Annotated in this window: 26 protein-coding genes and 1 pseudogene; 17 read left to right on the forward strand and 10 right to left on the reverse strand. The window is 73.0% G+C overall.

Features of this window, described 5'->3' with window-relative positions; translation table 11 throughout:
* Positions 1 to 219, reverse strand: a pseudogene (locus ACZ4V1_RS32170) (aa3-type cytochrome oxidase subunit I); the annotation flags it as partial.
* A 9-nt stretch (positions 220 to 228) separates the two neighbouring features.
* Between ACZ4V1_RS32170 and ACZ4V1_RS32175 the strand changes: the two are divergent.
* Both ACZ4V1_RS32175 and ACZ4V1_RS32180 read left to right on the forward strand, forming a co-directional pair.
* On the forward strand, positions 229 to 840 hold the full coding sequence (locus ACZ4V1_RS32175) for an RNA polymerase sigma factor (RefSeq protein ID WP_468343431.1): 612 nt from the start codon (positions 229 to 231) through the stop codon (positions 838 to 840).
* Positions 833 to 1840, forward strand: coding sequence for a CU044_5270 family protein (locus tag ACZ4V1_RS32180; protein ID WP_468343434.1), 1008 nt, complete (start codon positions 833 to 835; stop codon positions 1838 to 1840). The genes ACZ4V1_RS32175 and ACZ4V1_RS32180 overlap by 8 nt, the downstream gene beginning before the upstream one ends.
* Before the next feature lie 36 nt (positions 1841 to 1876).
* Here the strand turns inward: ACZ4V1_RS32180 and ACZ4V1_RS32185 are convergent, their stop codons facing one another.
* The gene (locus ACZ4V1_RS32185; RefSeq protein WP_468343628.1) at positions 1877 to 2203 is read right to left on the reverse strand and encodes a nuclear transport factor 2 family protein; all 327 of its coding nucleotides are present in this window, start codon (positions 2201 to 2203) and stop codon (positions 1877 to 1879) included.
* 213 nt (positions 2204 to 2416) lie between these two features.
* On the opposite strand from ACZ4V1_RS32185, the gene ACZ4V1_RS32190 reads away from it, so the two are divergent.
* Positions 2417 to 2701: a hypothetical protein gene (locus ACZ4V1_RS32190; RefSeq protein ID WP_468343437.1), complete on the forward strand. Its 285-nt coding sequence runs from the start codon at positions 2417 to 2419 to the stop codon at positions 2699 to 2701.
* Positions 2702 to 2778: 77 nt separating this feature from the next.
* Here ACZ4V1_RS32190 and ACZ4V1_RS32195 read toward each other — a convergent pair whose 3' ends face one another.
* Complete coding sequence (locus ACZ4V1_RS32195) at positions 2779 to 4536, reverse strand: ABC transporter ATP-binding protein (RefSeq protein WP_468343440.1); 1758 nt, start codon at positions 4534 to 4536, stop codon at positions 2779 to 2781.
* A gap of 129 nt (positions 4537 to 4665) precedes the next feature.
* On the opposite strand from ACZ4V1_RS32195, the gene ACZ4V1_RS32200 reads away from it, so the two are divergent.
* The 5 genes from ACZ4V1_RS32200 (at position 4666) to ACZ4V1_RS32220 (ending at position 9136) form a co-directional block, all read left to right on the forward strand.
* A complete protein-coding gene (locus ACZ4V1_RS32200) occupies positions 4666 to 5754 on the forward strand; it encodes an S-(hydroxymethyl)mycothiol dehydrogenase (protein ID WP_468343443.1) in 1089 nt (362 codons plus the stop codon).
* Positions 5754 to 6383: an MBL fold metallo-hydrolase gene (locus ACZ4V1_RS32205; RefSeq protein ID WP_468343446.1), complete on the forward strand. Its 630-nt coding sequence runs from the start codon at positions 5754 to 5756 to the stop codon at positions 6381 to 6383. Before ACZ4V1_RS32200 ends, ACZ4V1_RS32205 begins: the two co-directional genes overlap by 1 nt.
* A gap of 116 nt (positions 6384 to 6499) precedes the next feature.
* Complete coding sequence (locus ACZ4V1_RS32210) at positions 6500 to 7426, forward strand: SDR family oxidoreductase (protein ID WP_468343448.1); 927 nt, start codon at positions 6500 to 6502, stop codon at positions 7424 to 7426.
* Between the two features lie 59 nt (positions 7427 to 7485).
* A complete protein-coding gene (locus tag ACZ4V1_RS32215; protein WP_468343450.1) occupies positions 7486 to 8286 on the forward strand; it encodes an SDR family NAD(P)-dependent oxidoreductase in 801 nt (266 codons plus the stop codon).
* Between the two features lie 154 nt (positions 8287 to 8440).
* A complete protein-coding gene (locus ACZ4V1_RS32220) occupies positions 8441 to 9136 on the forward strand; it encodes a L,D-transpeptidase family protein (RefSeq protein ID WP_468343452.1) in 696 nt (231 codons plus the stop codon).
* A gap of 32 nt (positions 9137 to 9168) precedes the next feature.
* On the opposite strand, the gene ACZ4V1_RS32225 is transcribed toward ACZ4V1_RS32220, so the two are convergent.
* Complete coding sequence (locus tag ACZ4V1_RS32225; RefSeq protein ID WP_468343455.1) at positions 9169 to 10371, reverse strand: Gfo/Idh/MocA family protein; 1203 nt, start codon at positions 10369 to 10371, stop codon at positions 9169 to 9171.
* A gap of 300 nt (positions 10372 to 10671) precedes the next feature.
* Here ACZ4V1_RS32225 and ACZ4V1_RS32230 point away from each other — a divergent pair, with 300 nt between their 5' ends.
* The 4 genes from ACZ4V1_RS32230 to ACZ4V1_RS32245 all read left to right on the forward strand — a co-directional run bounded on the left by ACZ4V1_RS32230 (position 10672) and on the right by ACZ4V1_RS32245 (position 12697).
* A complete protein-coding gene (locus ACZ4V1_RS32230; RefSeq protein ID WP_468343458.1) occupies positions 10672 to 11835 on the forward strand; it encodes an ROK family transcriptional regulator in 1164 nt (387 codons plus the stop codon).
* 150 nt (positions 11836 to 11985) lie between these two features.
* Positions 11986 to 12171 carry a hypothetical protein gene (locus tag ACZ4V1_RS32235; protein WP_468343461.1) on the forward strand — a complete coding sequence of 62 codons (186 nt, stop codon included), beginning with the start codon at positions 11986 to 11988 and terminating at the stop codon, positions 12169 to 12171.
* 143 nt (positions 12172 to 12314) lie between these two features.
* On the forward strand, positions 12315 to 12518 hold the full coding sequence (locus tag ACZ4V1_RS32240; RefSeq protein ID WP_468343464.1) for a hypothetical protein: 204 nt from the start codon (positions 12315 to 12317) through the stop codon (positions 12516 to 12518).
* A gap of 44 nt (positions 12519 to 12562) precedes the next feature.
* Positions 12563 to 12697: a hypothetical protein gene (locus tag ACZ4V1_RS32245; RefSeq protein ID WP_468343467.1), complete on the forward strand. Its 135-nt coding sequence runs from the start codon at positions 12563 to 12565 to the stop codon at positions 12695 to 12697.
* Between the two features lie 113 nt (positions 12698 to 12810).
* Here the strand turns inward: ACZ4V1_RS32245 and ACZ4V1_RS32250 are convergent, their stop codons facing one another.
* Positions 12811 to 14181 (reverse strand): S1 family peptidase, encoded by a 1371-nt coding sequence (locus ACZ4V1_RS32250; protein ID WP_468343470.1) that lies wholly within the window; start codon positions 14179 to 14181, stop codon positions 12811 to 12813.
* Positions 14182 to 14419: 238 nt separating this feature from the next.
* Here ACZ4V1_RS32250 and ACZ4V1_RS32255 point away from each other — a divergent pair, with 238 nt between their 5' ends.
* Together ACZ4V1_RS32255 and ACZ4V1_RS32260 are read left to right on the forward strand one after the other, a co-directional pair.
* On the forward strand, positions 14420 to 15595 hold the full coding sequence (locus tag ACZ4V1_RS32255; RefSeq protein ID WP_468343473.1) for a MalY/PatB family protein: 1176 nt from the start codon (positions 14420 to 14422) through the stop codon (positions 15593 to 15595).
* Between the two features lie 41 nt (positions 15596 to 15636).
* Positions 15637 to 16023 carry a PPOX class F420-dependent oxidoreductase gene (locus ACZ4V1_RS32260; protein WP_468343476.1) on the forward strand — a complete coding sequence of 129 codons (387 nt, stop codon included), beginning with the start codon at positions 15637 to 15639 and terminating at the stop codon, positions 16021 to 16023.
* A 153-nt stretch (positions 16024 to 16176) separates the two neighbouring features.
* Here ACZ4V1_RS32260 and ACZ4V1_RS32265 read toward each other — a convergent pair whose 3' ends face one another.
* The gene (locus ACZ4V1_RS32265; protein ID WP_468343479.1) at positions 16177 to 16590 is read right to left on the reverse strand and encodes a Zn-ribbon domain-containing OB-fold protein; all 414 of its coding nucleotides are present in this window, start codon (positions 16588 to 16590) and stop codon (positions 16177 to 16179) included.
* 200 nt (positions 16591 to 16790) lie between these two features.
* Positions 16791 to 17525 (reverse strand): TetR family transcriptional regulator, encoded by a 735-nt coding sequence (locus ACZ4V1_RS32270; RefSeq protein WP_468343482.1) that lies wholly within the window; start codon positions 17523 to 17525, stop codon positions 16791 to 16793.
* Between the two features lie 128 nt (positions 17526 to 17653).
* Here ACZ4V1_RS32270 and ACZ4V1_RS32275 point away from each other — a divergent pair, with 128 nt between their 5' ends.
* Positions 17654 to 18490 (forward strand): ATP-grasp domain-containing protein, encoded by an 837-nt coding sequence (locus tag ACZ4V1_RS32275; RefSeq protein ID WP_468343485.1) that lies wholly within the window; start codon positions 17654 to 17656, stop codon positions 18488 to 18490.
* A gap of 22 nt (positions 18491 to 18512) precedes the next feature.
* Positions 18513 to 19001, forward strand: a complete 489-nt coding sequence (locus ACZ4V1_RS32280; RefSeq protein WP_468343488.1) for a flavin reductase family protein — start codon at positions 18513 to 18515, stop codon at positions 18999 to 19001.
* Positions 19002 to 19089: 88 nt separating this feature from the next.
* On the opposite strand, the gene ACZ4V1_RS32285 is transcribed toward ACZ4V1_RS32280, so the two are convergent.
* Both ACZ4V1_RS32285 and ACZ4V1_RS32290 read right to left on the reverse strand, forming a co-directional pair.
* Entirely contained in the window at positions 19090 to 19473 is a 384-nt protein-coding gene (locus ACZ4V1_RS32285) for a hypothetical protein (RefSeq protein ID WP_468343491.1), read from the reverse strand.
* A 328-nt stretch (positions 19474 to 19801) separates the two neighbouring features.
* A complete protein-coding gene (locus tag ACZ4V1_RS32290) occupies positions 19802 to 20719 on the reverse strand; it encodes a MurR/RpiR family transcriptional regulator (protein ID WP_468343494.1) in 918 nt (305 codons plus the stop codon).
* A 207-nt stretch (positions 20720 to 20926) separates the two neighbouring features.
* Here ACZ4V1_RS32290 and ACZ4V1_RS32295 point away from each other — a divergent pair, with 207 nt between their 5' ends.
* The gene (locus tag ACZ4V1_RS32295) at positions 20927 to 21088 is read left to right on the forward strand and encodes a hypothetical protein (protein WP_468343497.1); all 162 of its coding nucleotides are present in this window, start codon (positions 20927 to 20929) and stop codon (positions 21086 to 21088) included.
* Between the two features lie 70 nt (positions 21089 to 21158).
* Here the strand turns inward: ACZ4V1_RS32295 and ACZ4V1_RS32300 are convergent, their stop codons facing one another.
* Positions 21159 to 21839 carry a nucleoside/nucleotide kinase family protein gene (locus tag ACZ4V1_RS32300; protein WP_468343500.1) on the reverse strand — a complete coding sequence of 227 codons (681 nt, stop codon included), beginning with the start codon at positions 21837 to 21839 and terminating at the stop codon, positions 21159 to 21161.
* Between the last annotated feature and the right edge of the window lie 25 nt (positions 21840 to 21864).

The following is a 21864-nucleotide window of genomic DNA, read 5'->3' on the forward strand; positions in this document are numbered from 1 at the left end:
GCGCATGAACAGCGCCATCACGCCGCCGATCACGAAGAACGCGAACGACGTCACCAGATACAGCGTGCCGATCGTCTTGTGGTCCGTGGTCGTCAGCCACTTGATGCTCTCGAGGTTCCTCACACCCCGCCTGTGTCCGAGCCCCGCCCGGACGTCACACTCACAGGACGAGACGAGCGTCACGAAATGAACTGTGACGATCACGAGTGTGCCGGACACGAACGGAACATGAGCAACGACGAGATCTTCGCCGCTGCCTACCGCGAGCACTACTGGGCGGTCAGCCGCTACGTGGCGCGACGGCTGGACGGGCGCACGGGCGAGGTCGAGGAAGTGGTGGCGGAGGTGTTCACGGTGGCCTGGCGCCGCCGTGCCGAGCTGCCGCACACCCCGCTGCCCTGGCTGTACGGGGTGGCACGCAACTGCCTGGCCAACGCGGTGCGCGGGCAGGGACGCCGCCGGCGGCTCCTGGACCGGCTCGGCAACGACGACGCCGCACACGGCCGCCAGATCGCCCGCGGACCCGAGGCCGAGCCGCCGGGCGGCTGGGTGCACGAGGCCCTGGCCAGGCTCTCCCCGAAGGACCAGGAGGTGCTGCGGCTGACGGCCTGGGAGGAACTCGGCGTGGAGGAGCTGGCCGTCGCCCTCGGCTGCGGCAGGCGGGCCGCCTCGATGCGGCTGCACCGGGCCCGCGCCCGGCTGAGAACGGAGATCGATCGCATCTGCCCGCCACTCGCCCCCTCCCCGAACCCCCGGCCGGGCACGCAGGACGTCCGGCGGTCCCCGTACCCGGCGACCACCGGCGACGCCGCCCCCGCGAAGGAACACGGCCATGGCTGACGAACTCGACCTCCTGCGCCGCGCCAACCCCGTGCCGGCCGATACCCCGCGTCTCGGCGACGGTCCCCTGGACGGTCGTGCCGAACGGCACCTGAACGAGCTGCTGCGCGAACCACGGCCCCACCCGTCCTCCCGGCCACCGCGGGGCCGGCGCCCCGCCCGCCGCGGCGTCCGCCTGGCCTGGGGGCTCGCCGCCACCGCCGTCGTCGCCGTGACCGCACTGGCACTGCTGCTCGGCGGTCCGAGCACCACGCCCGCGGTCGCCGCCCCACGCCCCCTGGTGGTGCTGGCCGACGCCGCCCCCGTACCGCTGGACCGGCTCGCCGACCGCGCCGAACAGACCGCGGCCGACGGCGGGCCCGGACTGCGCAAGGGCACGCACGTGCGGTCCTGGAGCCTCGGCATGTCCGACGACCGACCCCCGGTCACCCTCCCCGTGGAGCGCGTCGTGCGCTGGACGGCCGACGGCCGCCACACCGAGCTGGTCGTCGCGACCGACCCGCGCCACCCGGGCCGCCCGGTCCTCGGCGAGGACGAGGACGGCACCCCGCGCCTGGTCGACGACGGCCACGTCATCAGCCGGACGACCTACCCGCCGAGCTGGAGCGACGCCCCGCCCGAGTCCCGCCCGCCGCACGACGCCGGACGACTGCGCGCCTACCTGGAGGAGGCCCTGTACGGCGACTCACTGGACACGCCCCGGCTCCTCGACGCGACCAAGGTGCTGCTCGACCACTGGACCCTGGGCGCCCGGGAGTCCGCCGCGCTCGCCCGCCTCCTCGCGGACGCCGACGGACTGCGGCCCGCCGGACAGGTCACGGACCGCCTCGGCCGGCGCGGCCAGGCCTACGTGTACGAGGGGACCGGAGTGCGCCACATGCTGATCATGAACCCGGCCACGGGCGCCGTCCTCGGCCTGGAGACCACGTTCACCGAGGACCAGCCCGAGTACGGCGTCACGGCGGGCGACGTCATGGAGTACAGCGCCTGGACGCGCTGACCGGCCCGCCGCGGACCCTCGGGCAGACCGGGCCCGCTACTCGTCCCAGGCCTGGGCGGTGGCCCGCTCGACGATCATGCCGTCCCGCGGCGACAGCATCGACTCGGCGAAGACCCGCACACCGTCCGGATACGTGCACTCCTCGGTGAACGCGACGTGGTCGCCCTGGACGACGCAACGGTCCATCCGGTGCGTCATGTCGCGGCCGTACACGTCGTCGAGCATCTCGGCGATCTCCTGGCGGCCGTGCAGGACCTTCGGACGGCTGGGCTGGTCGTACCGGTCGACGATGCGGACCTCCGCGTCCTGTGCGTACAGCGACACGAGGGGTGCCGCCGACTCTCCTTCGACGCCCCGGCGCAGTGCTTCGGCGTCGAAGCCGGGAGCTGCCGTGGTGCCCGTGACGACCTCCTCGGAGGGCCGCGGCCCGAGGGAGGGAACGGGCCGCCGCGGTCCTCTCCTTCGAGCTCCCTCCGCCCGGACGCCCGCGGCAATCGGGACCGGACCACTGGTCCTCACGAGTGAGCGGCGCCGCCCGCCCGTGTCCGCGCCGGGCCCGCGCGCGTTGCTCAGAGCATGATCTCAACACGACGTATGGTCGCCGCCGTCGGGCTCGCCGCCGGTGTCACCGGCCTCGCCGCGCCGATGGCGAGCGCGGCCGAGGGAGGTGCGCTGGGCGTGGACAAGCTCAGCGTGACGCAGACGCTGGACTCGCTCGCGGTCGGTGACATGCCCGCCGAGGACCGGGCTCAGCTGCCGAGGCCTTCCCAGCAGCTGAACCGGCTGAACGACCTCAATCAGCTCCAGCAGGTCACCGGCCTGGTCTCGCCCCTGTTCGGCGCCGTCCCCGCCCTGGGCTGACAGCCGGACCGACCAGTCGTCGAGGGCCGCCCGACTCCGGGCGGCCCTCACCCGCGACCGGACGCCTCCGGCGCGGCTCAGCCGCCGGTGGCCAGGAACTGGGTCGCCGCCAGCTCCGCGTACAGCGGATCGGCGGTCACCAGCTCCCGGTGCGTACCGACAGCGCGGACCCGGCCCGCGTCCATCACCACGATCCGGTCGGCCATCGTCACCGTGGACAGCCGGTGGGCGACGACCAGCACCGTCGTCGTCCGGGCCACGTCGGCCACGGTGTCGCGCAGCGCCGCCTCGTTGACCGCGTCCAGCTGCGAGGTGGCCTCGTCGAGCAGCAGCAGCCGGGGACGGCGCAGCAGCGCGCGGGCGATGGCGACCCGCTGGCGCTCACCGCCCGACAGCTTGGTGCCGCGGTGCCCGACCAGCGTGTCGAGGCCCTTCGGCAGCCTGGCCACCAGACCGTCCAGCCGGGTCGTCTTCAGCACCCCGGCGAGCGTGCCGTCGTCCGCCTCCCCGTTGCCCAGCAACAGGTTCTCCCGCAAGGACCCGGACAGCACCGGGGCGTCCTGCTCCACGTAGCCGATGGCGGCCCGCAGGGAGGACAGCTCCCAGTCCGGCAGGCTCCGGCCGTCGAGCGTGATCTCACCCGACTCGGGGTCGTAGAACCGCTCGACGAGTGAGAAGACGGTGGTCTTGCCCGCGCCGGACGGACCGACGAACGCCGTCATGCCCCGGGCCGGCACTTCGAAGGTCACCCCGTGATGGACGTACGGCAGATCGTCCGCGTAGCGGAAGCGCACGTCCCGGAAGACGAGGGCGGCGGGCCGGTCCCCCGGGGAGGGCAGCGGGGCGGCGGACCGCACCGGCGGCTCGGCGGGCAGCCGCAGTGCCTCCTGGATGCGCACCAGCGCCGCCGCACCCGTCTGGTACTGCGCCACGGCGCCGATCACCTCCTGCAGCGGGGATATCAGGAAGAACACGTACAGCAGGAACGCGACCAGCGTGCCCACGTCCACGGCCCCCGTCGCCACCCGTGCCCCGCCCACCGCCAGCACCGTGATGAAGGCGATCTGGATGGCCAGCCCCGCCGTGTTGCCCGCCGCCGCGGACCACTTGGCGGCCCGCACGCTCTGCCGCCACGACTCCTCGGCGGCGTCGTGCAGCACCCGCTCCTCCCGGTGCTCGGCACCCGACGCCTTCACCGTGCGCAGGGCCCCCAGCACCCGCTCCAGCGCGGCCCCCATCACACCCACGGCCTTCTGGGCCTCCTTGCTCGCCCGGTTGATGCGCGGCGCGATCAGCCCGATCACCGTCCCCGCGCCCGCGATCACCGCCAGCGTGACCCCGAGCAGCACCGGATCGACCAGCCCCATCATCACGATGGTCGCCACCAGCGTGAGCCCGCCGGTGCCGAGGCCGACCAGCGACTCGGACGTGACCGCGCGCAGCAGCGTCGTGTCGGAGGTGATCCGGGCCATCAGGTCGCCGGGCTCGGTGCGGTCCACGGCCGGGACGCGCAGCCGCAGCAGATACGACGACAGGGTGCGCCGCGCGTCGAGCACCACCGACTCGGCCGTGCGCCGCAGCACGTAGGTGCCCAGGGCGCCCACCACCGCGTTGGCCACGACCAGACCCGACATGGCGAGCAGCGTGCCGGCGATGGCCCGGTCGTGCGACAGGTCGTCGATCAGGCCGCGGGCCACCAGTGGCAGCAGCAGTCCGGTCAGTCCGGTGAGCAGCGAGAGCAGCGCACCGCCGAACAGCGCCCAGCGGTGCGGCCGTACGTAACCCAGCAGCAGCCGCCAGGCGGGTGGACCGGTCTCCGTCTCCGCGATGCTCACGGCGCTCCTTCGTAGGACGGGCGTACGGGCGGACGGCTCAGGTTATGTCGCCCTGCCGTCGGCCCGTCCCGATCAGTTGCGCGTAGGCTCGGACGGATTCATCGAGTGGCCGAAGAAGGGTTCCAGACCATGGCGCAGGAAGTACGCGGCGTGATCGCACCGGGCAAGGACGAACCGGTGCGGATCGAGACGATCGTCGTGCCCGATCCCGGACCGGGAGAGGCCGTGGTCACCATCCAGGCCTGCGGGGTGTGCCACACCGACCTGCACTACAAGCAGGGCGGCATCAGCGACGAATTCCCCTTCCTGCTCGGCCACGAGGCGGCGGGAGTGGTCGAGTCGGTCGGCGCCGGCGTCACCGACGTGGCCCCCGGCGACTTCGTGATCCTCAACTGGCGCGCGGTGTGCGGCAAGTGCCGGGCCTGTCTGCGCGGCCGCCCCTGGTACTGCTTCGACACCCACAACGCCGAGCAGAAGATGACCCTCGCCTCGAGTGGCCAGGAGCTCTCCCCGGCGCTCGGCATCGGCGCCTTCGCCGAGAAGACACTGGTCGCCGCCGGACAGTGCACCAAGGTCGACCCGGCCGTCTCCGCTCAGGTGGCCGGACTGCTGGGCTGCGGGGTGATGGCCGGCATCGGCGCCGCCATCAACACCGGGAACGTCGGCCGCGGCGACACCGTCGCCGTCATCGGCTGCGGTGGCGTCGGCGACGCGGCGATCGCCGGTTCTCACCTGGCCGGGGCCGCGAAGGTCATCGCCGTGGACATCGACGACCGCAAGCTGGAGACCGCCCGGGGCATGGGCGCCACCCACACCGTCAACTCCCGCGAGACCGATCCCGTCGAGGCGGTCCGCGAACTGACCGGCGGCTTCGGCGCCGACGTGGTCATCGAGGCGGTCGGCCGCCCGGAGACGTATCAGCAGGCCTTCTACGCCCGGGACCTGGCCGGCACCGTCGTCCTCGTCGGCGTGCCGACCCCCGAGATGAAGCTGGAACTGCCGCTCCTCGACGTCTTCGGGCGCGGCGGAGCCCTGAAGTCGTCCTGGTACGGCGACTGCCTGCCCTCCCGGGACTTCCCGATGCTCATCGACCTCCACCTCCAGGGCCGCCTGGACCTCGGCAAGTTCGTCACCGAGACGATCCGGCTCGACGAGGTCGAGAAGGCCTTCGAGCGGATGCACGCCGGTGACGTGCTGCGTTCGGTGGTGGTGCTGTGATGACCGCCCGCATCGAACGCCTCGTCACCTCCGGACAGTTCAGCCTCGACGGCGGCACCTGGGACGTCGACAACAACGTCTGGCTCGTCGGCGACGACCACGAGGTGATCGTCATCGACGCCGCCCACGACGCCGACGCGATCGCCGAGGCCGTCGGAAACCGCCGGCTCACCGCCATCGTGTGCACCCACGCCCACAACGACCACGTCAACGCCGCACCGGCCCTCGCCGAGCGCACCGGCGCCGTCATCTGGCTGCACCGGGACGACCTGCCGCTGTGGCAGCAGACCCACCCCGACCGCGCCCCCGACGCCTGGCTGACCGACGACCAGGTCATCGAGGCCGCCGGGGCGGACCTGACGGTCCTGCACACCCCCGGACACGCGCCCGGTGCGGTCTGCCTGTACGACCCGGGCCTCGGTGCCGTCTTCACCGGTGACACCCTCTTCCAGGGCGGGCCCGGCGCCACCGGCCGTTCCTACTCCCACTTCCCGACCATCGTCGACTCGATCCGCGACCGGTTGCTCGTCCTCCCGCCCGAGACGAAGGTCCACACCGGCCACGGCGACGGGACCACCATCGGAGCCGAGGCCCCGCACCTGGACGAGTGGATCAAGCGCGGACACTGACCCGTCGCGGAACGCGTGCCGAACAGGACACGCATAAAAGGTGACAGAAGATGTCCGGCTTCCCGGGCACTCTCGATCACGACATCGCTCGTGCGGGAGAGGAACGGGAGCCGGACATGGCAGGGTCACCGAAGAAGCCGCTGACAGGCAGGGTCGCCCTGGTCGCCGGGGCGACCCGGGGCGCCGGACGCGGCATCGCCGTCGAACTGGGCGCGGCCGGCGCCACCGTCTACGTCACCGGCCGCAGCACCCGCGCCCGGCGCTCCGAGTACGACCGTCCCGAGACGATCGAGGACACCGCCGACCTGGTCACCGCGGCCGGCGGCCGGGGCATCGCCGTACCGGCCGACCACCTCGACCCCGCGCAGGTCGCCGTGCTCGTCGACCGCGTCGCCCGTGCGGAGCACCGTCTGGACGTCCTGGTCAACGACATCTGGGGCGGTGAGAACCTCTTCGAGTGGGACAGCCCCGTCTGGGAGCACGACCTGGACAAGGGCCTCAGACTCCTGCGGCTCGCGGTCGAGACCCACGCCGTCACCAGCCACCACGCCCTGCCGCTGCTGCTGCGCCGGCCCGGCGGGCTGGTCGTCGAGGTCACCGACGGCACCGACGACTACAACCGCGTCCACTACCGCAACTCCTTCTTCTACGACCTGGCCAAGACGTCCGTCCTGCGCATGGCCTTCGCCCTGGGTCACGAACTCGGCCCGCGCGGCGCGACGGCCGTCGCGCTCACCCCCGGCTGGCTGCGCTCGGAGATCATGCTCGATCACTTCGGCGTACGCGAGGAGAACTGGCGCGACGCCCTCGACCGCGTCCCGCACTTCGCCATCTCCGAGACGCCCCGCTACGTGGGCCGCGCCGTCGCCGCCCTCGCCGCCGACCCGGACGTGGCGCGCTTCAACGGCCGGTCCCTCTCCAGTGGCGGCCTCGCCGGGGAGTACGGCTTCACCGACCTCGACGGCAGCCGCCCGGACGCCTGGCGCTACGTCGTGGAGGTCCAGGACGCGGGCAAGCCGGCCGACGTCACCGGCTACCGCTGACGGGCGGCAGCGGCCGGCGGGCCGCGTGCCCCGGATCGCCACGGCAGTACGGTCGGGCCATGACGGAACCAGGGCGATTCACCGACCACGGAGTACTGATCACGGGCGCCGCCCGGGGCATCGGCGCGGCCACCGCCCGCCGGTTCGCCGCCGAGGGGGCACGGGTGCTGGTGACCGACGTGGACCTCTTCGCCGCGCGGCGCACGGCCGGGGAGCTGACGCGGCAGGGCCTCACCGCCGAGGCGTTCGCCTGCGACGTGGCCGACCGGGCGTCCGTCGAGGCGGCCGTCGCCCACGCGGTGGATGCCTTCGGCACCCTCGACGTGCTGGTCAACAACGCCTACGCCTGCGCGCCCGACGCCCCGCTCTTCGAGGACGAACGGGACGAGGTCTGGTCCCGCGACCTCGACGTCACCCTCACCGGCGCCTACCGCTGCTGCCGCGCCGCGCTGCCCCACCTCGCCGCCTCGGGGCGCGGCGCGATCGTGAGCGTCGGCTCGGTCAACGGCGCCCAGGACTTCGGGAACCACGCCTACAGCGCCGCCAAGGCGGGCCTCGCCTCCCTGACCCGCACCCTCGCGGGACACGCCGGGCCGCGCGGCGTCCGCGTCAACCTCGTGACGCCCGGCACCGTGCGCACCACGGCCTGGGAGGACCGGGAGGACGATCTCGCGGCCCTGCGGCGGCTGTACCCGCTGGGGCGGGTCGGCGAACCCGACGACATCGCGGCGGCCGTCGCCTTCCTCGCCTCGCGCGACGCGGCCTGGGTCACCGGCACCACGCTGGTCGTCGACGGAGGGCTGACCGCGGTCAACACGGGGTTCCGGAAGGCGGTCCAGGAGTACGACGACGCGGACTGATGTGCGGGCGTCCGGTGGTGTTCGTCACGGTTTCGTCGCGACCCGGGCGCGGCGGGCAACCGAAGCCGCCGGGCGGCTGTCTACCAGGCGGGGAAAGCGCCGCGGGCGGCCTTCCGCCCGCACCGACCGCTACAGAGGGAAAGGCTGACCAGCCATGGGGGACGTACGCAGACGGGGAGCCGTCGCACTCACAGTCACCGCACTGGTGGCACCGCTCACGCTCGCGCTCGGTGCCGCGCCGGCCCAGGCGGCCGGCTGCACCGCACAGACGGGCACTCACCAGAAGAAGGTGGAGAAGTTCCTCGGCCGCCCGGCCGACGGCAAACAGTCCACCGCCGACTGCAAGGCGATCCGCGCCTTCCAGACCAAGCACGGCATCAAGCCGAACATCGGCTACGCGGGCCCCGTCACCTGGGGCGTGATGGACCTGATGCAGAAGCAGAAGGCCGTCGGGAAGAAGCCCGACAAGGCGGGCAAATGCCCTGTCGACAAGGGCCGTATCGCCTGTGTGAACCTCACCCTGCAACTGAGCTGGATCCAGGACGGCAGGAAGCTGGTGTACGGACCGGTGCCGGTCCGCACCGGCCGCAACGGACACGAGACCCGCACCGGTCTGAAGAAGGTCTACTGGCGCAACATCGACCACCACTCGACCATCTACGACGTGCCGATGCCCTACAGCCAGTTCTTCGACGGTGGCCAGGCCTTCCACTCGGCCGGCGTCAGCATGTGGAACCCGCCGGGCTCGCACGGCTGCGTCAACATGACGAAGACCGACGCCAAGAAGTACTGGTCGCTGCTGAAGAAGGGCGACGACGTCTACGTGTACGGCCGCAAGCCGGGCACCTGACGGTGATCGGGCACCCGGCTCGCACGGCCGCGTCACAGCTGGGGCGCGTCCCCGAAATCCGGGATCTCCAGCCTGGCCCCACCCTGCCGCGCGGACTCGTGCGCGATGATGCCCGGCAGGGTGTAGCGGGCCGCGACCCACGCGTTCACGGACGGCAGGGTCCGGGAGTGCACCGCGGTCACGAAGTCGTCCACCAGGAAGTGGTGGCTGCCCTCGTGCCCGTTGTGCATCTCGTCGAACGCCCTCGGCAGCCGCGCCCGGTCGTGCACCGGTGCCGACCCGGAGGTGAAGGCGCCCCGCAGCTCCGGTGCGACGTGCTGGAGGGACGGGTCGTCGGGGGACATGGTGGATTTGGGCTCCAGCAGCTCGCTGATGTCCCGCACCCCGTTCTTGTCCTGCCACAGGGCCACCGTGGCGAGCTGCTCCATGCTCGCCTCGGTGCCGAAGAAGCGGAAGCGTGACTCCCGGATATGCGAGGGATAGCCGACCCGCCGGAACTCGTTCGTACGGAACGACCCGCCGCCGGCCACCTCGAACAACGCCGTCGCGTTGGAGACGTCGTTGTCGAACCGGCTGACCGACCGGTCGAAGACCCCGTCCCCGCGCTCGTCCACCACCCCGAGCGCCGAGACGCTGACCGCGTGCGTCCGCCAGGCGCCCAGCACCCCGCCCACCGAGTGCGTCGGGTACAGCAGCGGCGGATAGCTGGCGGTGGACTTCCAGTCCTCGCCGCCGCTGTACCGGTACGCCTCGTAGAAGCCCAGGTCCATGTCGTGGACGTAGTCGCCCTCGGCGTAGAAGAGCCGCCCGAAGGCGCCCTCGGCGATCCGGTCGCGGGCGTGCACCGTCGCGGGGTGGTACTGGCTGGTCTCGCCCATCATGTACGTCAGTCCGGTCGCCTTGACCGCGTCGATGATCTCCGCGATCTCCTGCGTGCCGATCGCCATCGGGACCGCCGAGTACACGTGTTTGCCCGCGCCCAGTCCCTGGAGGACGAGCGGGCCGTGGGTCCAGCGCTGGGTGAAGATCGCGACGGCGTCGACCGCCCTGGACTCCAGCATCGCCTCGTAGGTGGGGAAGGTGCCGGTGAGCCCTTCGGCGGCCGCGAGCCGCTCGGCGCGCTCCGGCAGCAGGTCGGTGACGTACACGTCGCTCACACCTGGGTGGGCCAGGAACAGCCTGGCGAACTGGCCGGAGAACTGGCCGGCACCGACGATGCCGAGGGAGAACGTCATGGATGGCGTGCCCTTCACTTGGTCGTGTCACAGGTCGTGTCACTGGTCGAGGATGAGATTGATCTGGTCGTTGGTCTCGTCGGGGCCGCCGGGGGAGAGGCGGCGCCTGCCGCGCCGTACCGTCGCCCGGTGGGGATGGTCATCGGGGGCTCCCTCGCGTGCGGCGGCTCGTGGCTACTTACTTTTGACGCGGAAGAAACGTAGCGTCAAGAGGTGGCGCGAGTGCCGTCGACCGAGGCAGGGTGAGACCTGCATCGACCTCGTTGTTTCCGAGCTGGAAGAAAGTAGGGCTCGACCGTCATGCCCACCAGTGCCGAAAGCTGGCTCCCGCTGAGTCCCGGTGAACGCTCCGTGGCGATCGAGGTGCTCCTGCACGGACCACTGTCGCGCAGCGAGATCGCCCGGCGGCTCGCTCTCTCCCCGGGCAGCCTCACCCGGCTGACCAAGCCGCTCATCGAGTCGCGGCTGCTGGTCGAGGTCCCGGAGGAGGGTGCGCCGGCCGGAGTGCGGCAGGGCCGTCCGTCGCAGCCGCTCGACGTGGTCGCCGACTCCCGGTACTTCCTCGGTTTCAAGATCACCGGTGACATGGTGTACGGCGTCGTCACCACCCTCAGAAGTGAGATCGTCGCCCGCCACGACCGTCCGCTCGCCACCCACGACCCCGTCGAGGTCGCCGATCTGCTGGCCGCCATGGCCGGGGAGCTGTCCCGCGGCCGTCCCCGGGTCGCCGGCATCGGCATCGGCGTCGGAGGGCTCGTGGAGGACCGGGCCGTCGTCGGCGAATCACCCTTCCTGGGATGGCGGGGCGTTCCGCTGGCCGGACTCGTCGAGGAGCGCACCGGGCTGCCGGTCGTCGTCGAGAACGACACCGCGGCCTTCGTGGAGGCCGAGACCTGGTTCGGGTCGGGGCGCGGCCTGGACCGGTTCGTCGTCCTCACCATCGGCGCCGGCATCGGTTACGGTCTCGTGCTCGGCGGCAGACGGGTGCCGTACTCGGGGGACGAGGACCGCGGCTTCGGGCGCCACTGGATCCTCGACCCGCACGGCCCGCTCACCCCCGACGGCCGGCGCGGCAGCGCCGTCTCACTGCTGACCATCCCCAACATCCGCTACCAGGTCGCCGCCGCCACCGGCCGCGCCCCGAGCTACGAGGAGATCCTCGCGGCCGCCGCCGAGGGGGAGCCCGTGCCGGCCCGGGTCGTCGAGGAGGCGGGGCGGGCCCTGGGCACCCTGGTGGCGCAGATCGCCAACTTCGTGATGCCGCAGAGGATCCTGCTCGCCGGGGAGGGGGTCGGTCTGATGGACGTGGCCGGTGGTGTGGTGGAGGGCACCATCCGCGACAACCGGCATCCGCGGGCGGCGCCGGTCGGTCTGGAGACCAAGGTGTCCGACTTCCACGACTGGGCGCGCGGTGCCGCGGTGTTGGCGATCCAGGTGCTGGTACTGGGGGCGGCGCAGGTGTGAAGAGGCGGGCCGTGTGCGCCAGAACACAGATGGTGCGAACGAACTCGCCCATAGGCCTTGACAGATGGGGCGATCGACGTGATCAGCGACACGGTCCGGTATGTCCGTTTGGGGGGCCATTACTCACATCGTCTTCACGCCGGGCGCCGTATGCTTCACAGCATGTCCACCACTGTTGAACCCTCCTCCGAGCGATCGGCTGCCGAGGTCAACGAGGAGATCCGGGCCCTGTGGCTCCGGTCGGGCGGGACACTGAGCGTCGAGCAGCGTGCGGAGTACCAGCGGCTCGTCATGGAGTGGGCCACCGCGGCCCCGGAGCCCGTGAAGGCGGCCTGACCGGCGCCTGAGGGCCCTCGGCGCATCGGACCACCGGCCCCGGGCACCCCCACGGGACGGGTGTCCTTCTCGCACTGACCTCGGCCGTCTGCTACGGCGTCGTCACCTTCCTCGGCCAGGCCGGCGGGCTCGCGCCCGCCTGCGTGGCCGCCCTCCTCGTGACCACCCACGGCGTCCGCCCCGCGGAGCTGCTGTGGGGCGCCCTGTCGGGCGTGGGCAGCTGTGTCGCCATGCACTTCCTCAACCGGGGCCTGAGCCGCGGCGCGATGAGCGTGGTGGTGCCGGTGAGCGCCGTCACCGGCACGGTGAGCGCCGTCACAGGCGTCGCGCTGCCGCTCTCGGCCTGATCCTGTACCTCCTCGCCGCCCGGCGGCAACCGCTGTCGGTCGCCGTGGTCCTCGCCTCCCTGTACCCGGCACTGCCCGTCGTCCTGGGCCTCGCCCTCCTCCACGAGCGGGCCGACCGGCGGCAGGCGGTGGGCCTGATCGGCGCGGCGGCGGCCACGGCGCTGCTGACGCTGGGCTGAGGCCCGCGGGGTGGTCCGGGGCCGGGGCTCCGTCATCGACCGGGCCGGACGCCGGTCGCGGGCCCTCACCTCGGCGGACGGCCACGTCACCGCACGGGCCCGCGCGCCACGGCTCACCCCCATGTCGCCGAGTAGTGCCGCCGGTAGGCCTTGCGGTCCTGTTCCGCGCGGATCCACCGGGTGGCCACCAGGGCGATCAGGCTGCCCGCGGCGACGAGCATGCCCGGGCCGACGTTGCGGCGGTCGGTGAGACGGGCCAGCAGGGTCGAGCCGCTGACGCCCGTCACGGGAGCGGCGGCCCCCGGTGCCGCGGCGCCCGGCGCGGTGCCGGCGCCACCCGTGGCGGCCGGCGAGGAGGGCGCGGCGCCCGGCCCCGCCCCCTCCCGCGCGGAGACGATCAGCTCCACGCCGAGCGACTCCATCGCCTCCGGCAGCGGCTGGAAGAACGTCGTGCCCCCCTTGGCGCAGTCGCCGCTGCCGCCCGACGTCACCCCGAGCGCCACACCTTCGGAGAACATCGGGCCCCCGCTGTCCCCGGGTTCGGCGCACACGTCGGTCTCGATGAGGCCGGTGACCGTGCCCTCCGGGTAGTTCACCGTCGCGTCGAGGGCCGTCACCCGGCCGTCGCGCAGCCCGCTGGTGCTGCCGCTGCGGAACACCCGCTGCCCGACGGCCGGTTCACCCGTGCCCGTGATCCGCACTCCCTTGCCGCCGCCGACCGCCACCACGTCGGCGCCGTCGCCCGCCTTGCCGTTCGCGTACTCCACCAGGGAGAAGTCGTCCCCGGGGAAACTTCCGGCGACCGTCCTGCCGACCTGCCGGTCACCCCCGTCGTCGCCGAACCAGACGGAGCCCGTCGGCCCGCAGTGCCCTGCCGTGAGGATGAACTCGCTCGTCCCGTCGGTCACGTTGAAGCCCGCCGAGCAGCGCCCGGCGGTGGACAGGATCGGCTCCGCCCCGTTCAGCCGGGTCGTGAAGGTGCCTTCGGTGCGCTCCATGCGGACGAAGCCGCCGATGTCCTCCGCGACGCCCGTCAGCCGGGACCAGTCGGATCCGGAGACCGTGCTGTCACCCCGTACCACCACCTCGTTCGACCGGTAGTCGAGGGCCCACGCCGTACCGGGCGCCCGGGGCGTCGAACGCAGCGTCGAGGTCGCCGACTTCAGCTCGGACATGCTGTGCCGCACGAGCTTCGCCTCGGCCCCGGACCGACGCACCTCCTCGGCCGTGCTCTCGTCGGTGACCGCGACGACCGGCCGCCCGTCGGAGCCGACCCAGTGGCCCGCCGTACGGGAGGTGCCCAGCCGTGACACGAGGCCGGCGCCGGTGCCGGAGGCGGGCTGCGCCAACGTGTGCGGGGCGGTGGACGTGTCGGGGGGTTCGCTCGCCACGGCCCGGGTGACCATCGTCCCCCCGACCAGGAGTCCGCCGACGGCCGCCAGCCGTGCCACTCGCCGGACGATGCGTCGTCGTGCGTGCCTCATGCGTGCGCTCCCGAACCCGGACACACGGCGTCGCCGCCGCGGGGGCCTCCGGACGTCGAGCGCCCTCCTCCCATACGGGGGCGGGCCGGTCCGCGTTCACCGGGCCGGCGATCCCGTCGGTGCCCGCCCGGGCCGGCGTGCGGCCGCCGGCGGTGGTGGCGGGTGGTGGCGGGTGGTGGCGTCTGTGCAGGGGCGGCCCCGTTTCCCGATCACACCGGGGCCCCCTATCTTGTGCCCCATGACCAGCATCCCGCAGGACCGGCCCGGTGAACCCAACCCCCTGCGCGCACTCACCCTGGACCAGCTGCGTCGCCGCACGAGCATGAAGTGGCGTACCCACCCCGAGGACGTACTGCCGCTGTGGGTGGCCGAGATGGACGTGCCGCTCGCCGAACCCGTCGCGCGCGCCGTCACCGACGCCATGGCACTCGGCGACACCGGCTACCCCGTCGGCACCGCCTACGCCGAGGCCCTGGCCGCCTTCGCCGGCAAACGGTGGGGCTGGGACGACCTCGCCGTGGAACGCACCGCGATCGTGCCCGACGTGATGCTCGGCGTCGTCGAGATGCTCAAGCTGGTGACGCGACCGGGCGATCCGGTCGTCGTGAACCCGCCGGTGTACCCGCCGTTCTACCAGTTCGTGACGCACATGGACCGGCGAGTCGTCGAGGCGCCGCTCGGCGCGGACCTGCGGATCGACCCCGGGGCGCTGGAGGAGGCCTTCGCGCGGGCCGTCGCCGACGGCGGACGGGCCGCCTACCTGCTGTGCAGCCCGCACAACCCGACCGGCACCGTGCACACCGCCGGTGAGCTGGCCGCCGTCGCCGCCCTCGCCGAGCGGTACGGCGTCCGCGTCGTCGCCGACGAGATCCACGCGCCGGTCGTCACCGCGGGCGCGCGGTTCACGCCGTACCTGAGCGTGCCCGGCGCCGAGCGTGGCCTCGCGCTGATGTCGGCGTCCAAGGGGTGGAACCTGGCCGGGCTCAAGGCGGCGCTCGCACTCGCCGGACCCGGCGCCGCCGCCGACCTGGCGCGGATGCCCGAGGAGGTCGGCCACGGACCGAGCCACGTCGGCGTCCTCGCCCACACCGCCGCCCTGCGCGACGGCGCCGCCTGGCTGGACGCGGTGCTGGCCGGGCTCGACGAGAACCGGCGGCTGCTCACCGACCTGCTGGCCGGACAGCTGCCCGGCGTCGTCCACCGCCCCGGGGAGGCGACCTACCTCGCCTGGCTCGACTGCCGCGCGCTCGGTCTCGGCGACGACCCGGCGGACGTCTTCCTCAGGCGCGGCCGGGTCGCCCTCAGCTCCGGCATCCCCTTCGGCACCGGCGGAGCGGGACACGTACGGCTCAACCTGGCGACCTCGCCCGAGGTGATCACGGAGGCGGTGCGCAGGATGGTGGCGGCGGCCTGAGGCGAGGGGCGCGACATGGCCCGGCACCTATACTCCGGACCATGGACGACGCGTCACTCGCCCGGCTGGGCGCCGGCAAGTACCTGCTGGTCACCACCTACCGGAAGAACGGCGCGCCGGTCGCCACCCCGGTGTGGGTCGTACGGGACGAGGACGCCCTCGGCATCTGGACGGCCGCCGACTCCTGGAAGGTCAAGCGCGTACGCAACCGCGCCGACGTCCTGGTCGGTCCCTGCGACGTACGAGGCAGGCCGACCGGCGACCAGGTGCCGGCGACCGCGGAGATCTGCGGCCCGGCCACGAGCGGCCGTTACCGCCGCCTGATCGCCCGCAAGTACGGCGTCGTCGGCCGGCTCACCCTGCTGGGCAGCCGGCTGCGCCGGGGTCTGGACGGCACGCTGGGGATCCGTATCACGCTCGCGTCCTGAACGACGGGCGGCCACGGCCCACCGCCGGGGGCCGGCGGGTGCGCGAGCAGTGGCCCGGCCGCCCGGCGCAAGGGTCTGCCGCACGAGGTGAACTCCCCGCCCGCGCGCGGCCGTCGCCTTGTGCGGAGCACCCCGCGGCGGGCCGGCCGGCGCTCAGGTCCAGGCCCGGTACGGCTCGTCGACCAGCTGGAAGACCGGCTCGCCCCGCACCGGGTCCTTTGCCGTGGACAGCCGCACCCGGTCCCCGCTGTGGATGCCGATGAGCGGTCCCATGACCCGGCCGCGCAGCACGAAGCCCTCGGCCATCTCGATCAGGGAGACGTTGCGCGCGGCCGGGGTGTTGCGGTGCACCACCGTGGCGTGGCGTACCGTCCCCGCGCCCTCGCTGCGTTCGGTCCGCAGGTCGCTGCCGCGACAGACCGGGCACAGCACCCGGTGGTACATGGCGGTGCCGCACCAGGCGCAGCGCTGGAAGAAGATGGCCTCGGCCTCCGGGGCCTTGGGGTCGAGCACGCCCGTCGCGGAGCCGGCTGCCTGCTGAGCGACGTTTCCTGAGTGGTGGTACACGCTGGTCAACTCCCTGCACTCGGGCCGGAATCCCACGTGCGCGGTCGCCCGGGCACGCGCATGCGCGGCTCGCCGTGCCACCGTGCACGCCCCACAGCGTATGGCACTGAGTGTCACTCGTAAAGGCACTCCGTACCCTCGATTTCGTTCCGCGCCGCCGCACCCGCGACGCCGTACCCGTGCCCGCGCGGCGGTCGGCGTCAGTCGCGGGCGAACGCGGTCTCGACCTCCCGGACGACCTGCCACAGGGGTGTCCCGCGCCGGGAGACCACGACCACCACGTCCTCGGGTGCCTCGTCGCGGAGCGGAACCGGGACGCCGCCGAACGCGGACTGCGCGTACCCCAGCGCGTGGTCCACCGCGGCGCCCGCGTCGTCCCGCCCGTCCGAACGCAGCCAGGACCGCAGGGCGTTGTTGTGCGCCGCCACCACCGCCGCCGCGATCACGTCGGCCCGCAGGATCCCGTCCGGCCGCCCGCCCAGGCGCCCGCGCAGATACTCGGCGAGGGCGCGCTCGTAGCGCCACACCACCGACAGCTCGTACGCGCGCAGCCCGGGGACCTTCTTGGTGAGGTGGTAACGCTGCACCGAGAAGGCCGGGTTCTCGGCGTACATGCGCAGTACGAGCCGGGCCGCGTCGCAGACCCGGGCGACCGGGTCCGCCTCCTCGGGTGAGGCGGCCAGGAAGGCGGTCATGTCGGCCAGGCACCGCTCGTGGTCGGGGAAGACCACGTCCTCCTTGGAGGGGAAGTAGCGGAAGAACGACCGCCGTCCGACACCGGCGAGCGCGACGATGTCGTCGACGGTCGTCTGTTCGTAGCCCCGCTCGAGGAACAGCCGGAAGGCCGCCGCGACCAGCGCCTCCCGCATCGGCGGCCGGTTGCCCGCCGCGTCCGTCCCGTCCCCGCGGCGGGGCGCCGCACTGCTGGAGCTCATGAAGGGGAACGTAGCAGCTCACCAGTGTCCCTGACACTCAGTGCAGTGTTTGGAGGGAACCGAGTACCCTCGTGTCTCCGCTGCGCGGTCGCATACGATCACTTCCGGTCAGCCCCGAGGAGTTCCGCATGCAGTCCGCTCGCCCCCGCGTCCTGTACGTCACCGACCTGGCCTACGTGGCGAGCGGGCGCCGCTACTGCGACGAGGACGTCTTCCTGACCTCCCGGCTGCGCGAGGACTTCGACCTCGCCCTGTGCCACCCGTGCGACGCCGCCGCGCTGCTGGACGCCTTCGACGCGGTCGTCGTCCGCAACAGCGGTCCCGTACTGGGGTACCCGGCCGCCTATGACGCCTTCCGCGAGCGCGCGGCCGAGCGCGGTACCCGCGTCTACAACCAGCTCACCGGCCGGGCGGACATGGCCGGCAAGCGGTACCTCCTCGAGCTGACCGAGGCGGGGTACCCGGTCATCCCCACGGTCGACCGGCCGGAGGACCTGCACCGGCTTCCCGCGGCGGACGAGTACGTCGTCAAACCCAGGCTCGGCGCGGACTCGGCGGGCCTGCGGTTCGTGCCCGCGGACCGCATACGGACAACCCTGCGCGACGACGCCGGGGACGTCCTCGTCCAGCCGCGTGTCGACTTCGCCCACGAGGTCTCCTTCTACTTCGTCGACCACGAATTCCAGTACGCCCTGTACGCACCGGACCGCGGGCGGCGCTGGCGGCTGGAGCCGTACGAGGCCACCCCGGAGGATCTCGACTTCGCGCGCCGGTTCATCGAGTGGAACGGCATCGACCACGGGGTCCAGCGCGTCGACGCCTGCCGCGCGCCCGGCGGTGAGCTGCTCCTGGTCGAGCTGGAGGACCTCAATCCCTACCTGTCGCTGGACGCCCTCGACGAGGCGGGCCGCGACTCCTTCGTCACCGCGCTGCGGGCGGCCCTGCGCCGCTTCCTCGCGGCCTGACCCGCGGGGGACGGCGCCTAGCATGGCCGTCATGGACGCCTTTCTCGACCGGCTCGACCCGGACATGTGTGTGGTGACGGCCGCGGCGGACGGGGAACGGGCGGGCTGCCTGGTCGGCTTCTCCTCGCAGTGCTCCCTGGACCCCGTGCGTTTCGTCGTGTGGCTCTCCGAGGTCAACCGGACCTTCCGGGTGGCGCGGTCCGCCGAGGTCCTGGCCGTCCATCTGCTCGCCCGCGACCAGCGCGGGACGGCCGAGGTCTTCGGCGGGCGGACCGGCGACCTGGTGGACAAGTTCGAGCAGGTCCGCTGGCGCGAGGGGTACGGCGGGGCGGTCGTGCTGGAGGACACCGAGGCGTGGTTCGTCGGCCGGGTCGTGGCGAGGGCCGCCGGCGGCGACCACGTCGGTTTCGTCCTCGACCCGGTCGAGTGGGGTGGGCGGGACACGTCCGGTGGACGGTTGCTGCGGCTCGCCGACGCCCACACCATCCGGCCGGGCCATCCGGTGAACTGACCGGCGGCCACGGCGATCGGGCCGGTCCGTCCGGCCCCCGCGCGGTCCGTCCGGCCCCCCGCGCGGTCCGGCGCGGGGGCAGTGCGCATCAGCGTCCGGCGGTGCCCCGTTCGACCAGCGCCTCGGTGACCGCCCGCACGCTGCGTGCGATGTGCTGCAACTGCAGTACCTCCGCCGCGTACAGCTTGATGGTGTGCTCGATGACCGACTCGGCCAGGCCGAGCCGGGGCAGGTCCGCCCGGGCGGTCTGCAGGGCGGTGCGGGCCACCCGGATCTCGTGCTGGACCTGGATCTGCGCATGCCGGGCGAGCAGCACGGGGTGGCGAATCAGCGCCGGGTAGCCCGCGTAGCGGGCCGGCACCAGTTCCCGCAGCCACTTGGCCGCCGAGCGTTCCCAGTCGTAGCTGCCGGGCGTCTTGACCTGGCACGGCCAGTCCGGGCTGATGCGCGTGGTCGTCAGGGGCATGATCATCGCTTCCGGGTGTGCGGCGTCGACGGGGTGGGGCGACGGTTGAGGCGGTCCCGGTCCAGGGGACGACCGGGACCGCCGCGGGCGCTCGCGCAGGCGGCGCCCGGCGGAACAGCCCACGGCGCGACGGAGCGGGTAGGAGTCGGCGGCCAGGGATGTTCACGCGGGTGTGGACGCGCTCCGGGGCGGCCGGGTCGCGATCCGTGAGCAGTATTTATATATGCCATCAGCTTTGCAAGGCGTATGAAAACATTCATGCCTGCTTTGACCGGGATGGCCCCCGTCTGCGCCGACCAATCGCCGTGCCGAGCCCCGGGAAAGGGGAGCGGGCTCAATCCCGGAGGAAGAACTGGTGCTGGTCGGCGACCTGCTCGTACTCCTCCAGCCGGGCCTGTGTCCGTTCGGGATCGGCGTCGGTCATGGCCTGGAGCAGTGCCGCGCACATCACACCCGGCGCCGCGTAGGAGTCGAAGACCAGCCGCGACCCCGTACCGGTGGCGAAGGTGACGTCGGCCTCGTCCACGACGGGGCCGAGCGCCAGGTCGGTGATCAGCGCGACCTTCAGTCCGGCACTCCGTGCCACCCGGACGGCGCCCAGGGTCTCGTGGGCGTGGCGGGGCATGGAGAAGGCCAGCACCCAGGTGCCGCCCGCCTCCCGGGACTGGAGCAGGGCGTCGTAGGCGACGGTGCCGCCCCGGGTCACCAGGCGCACGTCGGGATGGACCCGGCGGGCGGCGTAGGCGAAGTACTCGGCGAGCGAGACGGAGATGCGCAGCCCGAGGACGGTCAGCGGCGCGGAGGCGGCCAGCTTGCGTCCGACGTCGATCACCCGGTCCGCGTCGGCGAAGTCGCGCCGCAGGTTCTCCAGGTTCTCGATCTCGGCGTCGACGGCGGCCTGGAGTTCGTTGCCCCGGTTCTCCTCGGCCGCAGCGCCGCCGCGGGTGCCCAGCGCGATCGACTGGAGCTGCTCCCGCAGCGCCGGGTAACCGCTGAAGCCGACCGCCGAGGCGAACCGCGTCACCGACGGCTGGCTCACGCCCGCCCGGTCGGCGAGGTCGGTGATGGACAGGAACGCCGCCTCGGTGAGGTGCTCGATGAGGTACTGCGCGATGCGTCGCTGGCCGGGGGAGAGACGGGGACGGTCGAACAGCGTCCTGAGCCGGGACGTGGGGGAGGCCTCCGTCTCCGGAGCCGCCCGTCCCGAGGTGATCGCCGATGCCTGCGCGCGTGCCTGCTGTGGCGATGACACGGGTGCGCCTCCTTTGTCTCCCACGGAGGTCAACATAACTCACCCCCCGTGCCCGGCAGGACGGTGTCACCGGCCGTCCCCCGGCCCCGCGCGGGCCGGAATCCGTCCCCGCACGCGACCGGCATCCGCACCCCGCGTGGATAGCCCGGCGCCGTCCGGGAACCCGCCCCACGGAAGAACCCACAGCACGGACGAGGAGCCGCCGTCATGACCGTCCCGGAAGAGAACCGGCCGAAGACCGAAACCACAGACGACGTCCTCGACCAGCGAGAAGAGGACGCGCCCCGCCCTCCGGGCGGTACCGGCCGGACCATGCGCGAGGCCCTGGAGGAGGCGCACGTCCGCCCCGACGACTACGACGAGGAATGACCGGCGGCGGAAGCGAGGGGAGCACCGCGCGTGAGGGAGGCCGAACGCGGGACGGCCGGCATCCCGCGGGTCAGTACACCCGGCCGCCCGCGCCCGGCATCGCCCCCGCCGGTACCACGAGGTCGGCGCGGTCCCGGGTCGCGGTGACCAGGTCGGCGTTGCGCTGGTCGGTGCCGAGCGCCCAGGCGACCGCTTCCTCGTGGGACTTGCCGAAGCGCTCGTGCCGCGCCACCAGCCGGCGGACCCGTTCCGTCTCCGCCGGCTCGCAGAACCACACCTCGTCGAGCCGGGAGCGCACCCGCGCCCATGCCCCGGTCCCCAGCAGCAGGTAGTTGCCCTCCGTCACGACCAGCCGAGCCGACGGGGGCACCGGCACCGCCCCGGCGATCGGCTGCTCCAGCACCCGCTCGAAGCCGGGCGCGTACACGGTCTCACCGCCCGCCCCCTCACCGCCCGCCTCCTCGCGCAGCCGGCGCAACAGCGCCGCGTACCCCGCCGCGTCGAAGGTGTCGGGGGCGCCCTTGCGGTCCCGGCGGCCGAGCCGGTCCAGTTCGGCGTCGGCGAGGTGGAAGCCGTCCATGGGGACGTACGCGACCCACGGCTCGCCGCTCCCGTTCAGTTCCCGCACCAGGTGCTCGGCGAGCGTCGACTTTCCGGCGCCGGGGCTTCCGGTGATGCCGAGGAGCGCTCGCCGCCCGTCCTTCGGGAGGGAACGGGCACGGGCCAGGAGGTCGTCGAAAGTCAGCGGCACACCGCAGAGTGTGTCACCTGATCGG

It is taken from the genome of Streptomyces sp. NPDC028991, assembly GCF_055564775.1.

Bases quoted from the DNA above. Each gene is read 5' to 3' on its own strand.
- ACZ4V1_RS32175 (WP_468343431.1), top strand. From the start codon at position 229: ATGAGCAACGACGAGATCTTCGCCGCTGCCTACCGCGAGCACTACTGG.
- ACZ4V1_RS32180 (WP_468343434.1), top strand. From the start codon at position 833: ATGGCTGACGAACTCGACCTCCTGCGCCGCGCCAACCCCGTGCCGGCC.
- ACZ4V1_RS32190 (WP_468343437.1), top strand. From the start codon at position 2,417: ATGATCTCAACACGACGTATGGTCGCCGCCGTCGGGCTCGCCGCCGGT.
- ACZ4V1_RS32200 (WP_468343443.1), top strand. From the start codon at position 4,666: ATGGCGCAGGAAGTACGCGGCGTGATCGCACCGGGCAAGGACGAACCG.
- ACZ4V1_RS32205 (WP_468343446.1), top strand. From the start codon at position 5,754: ATGACCGCCCGCATCGAACGCCTCGTCACCTCCGGACAGTTCAGCCTC.
- ACZ4V1_RS32210 (WP_468343448.1), top strand. From the start codon at position 6,500: ATGGCAGGGTCACCGAAGAAGCCGCTGACAGGCAGGGTCGCCCTGGTC.
- ACZ4V1_RS32215 (WP_468343450.1), top strand. From the start codon at position 7,486: ATGACGGAACCAGGGCGATTCACCGACCACGGAGTACTGATCACGGGC.
- ACZ4V1_RS32220 (WP_468343452.1), top strand. From the start codon at position 8,441: ATGGGGGACGTACGCAGACGGGGAGCCGTCGCACTCACAGTCACCGCA.
- ACZ4V1_RS32225 (WP_468343455.1), bottom strand. From the start codon at position 10,371: ATGACGTTCTCCCTCGGCATCGTCGGTGCCGGCCAGTTCTCCGGCCAG.
- ACZ4V1_RS32230 (WP_468343458.1), top strand. From the start codon at position 10,672: ATGCCCACCAGTGCCGAAAGCTGGCTCCCGCTGAGTCCCGGTGAACGC.
- ACZ4V1_RS32235 (WP_468343461.1), top strand. From the start codon at position 11,986: ATGCTTCACAGCATGTCCACCACTGTTGAACCCTCCTCCGAGCGATCG.
- ACZ4V1_RS32250 (WP_468343470.1), bottom strand. From the start codon at position 14,181: ATGAGGCACGCACGACGACGCATCGTCCGGCGAGTGGCACGGCTGGCG.
- ACZ4V1_RS32255 (WP_468343473.1), top strand. From the start codon at position 14,420: ATGACCAGCATCCCGCAGGACCGGCCCGGTGAACCCAACCCCCTGCGC.
- ACZ4V1_RS32260 (WP_468343476.1), top strand. From the start codon at position 15,637: ATGGACGACGCGTCACTCGCCCGGCTGGGCGCCGGCAAGTACCTGCTG.
- ACZ4V1_RS32270 (WP_468343482.1), bottom strand. From the start codon at position 17,525: ATGAGCTCCAGCAGTGCGGCGCCCCGCCGCGGGGACGGGACGGACGCG.
- ACZ4V1_RS32275 (WP_468343485.1), top strand. From the start codon at position 17,654: ATGCAGTCCGCTCGCCCCCGCGTCCTGTACGTCACCGACCTGGCCTAC.
- ACZ4V1_RS32280 (WP_468343488.1), top strand. From the start codon at position 18,513: ATGGCCGTCATGGACGCCTTTCTCGACCGGCTCGACCCGGACATGTGT.
- ACZ4V1_RS32285 (WP_468343491.1), bottom strand. From the start codon at position 19,473: ATGATCATGCCCCTGACGACCACGCGCATCAGCCCGGACTGGCCGTGC.
- ACZ4V1_RS32295 (WP_468343497.1), top strand. From the start codon at position 20,927: ATGACCGTCCCGGAAGAGAACCGGCCGAAGACCGAAACCACAGACGAC.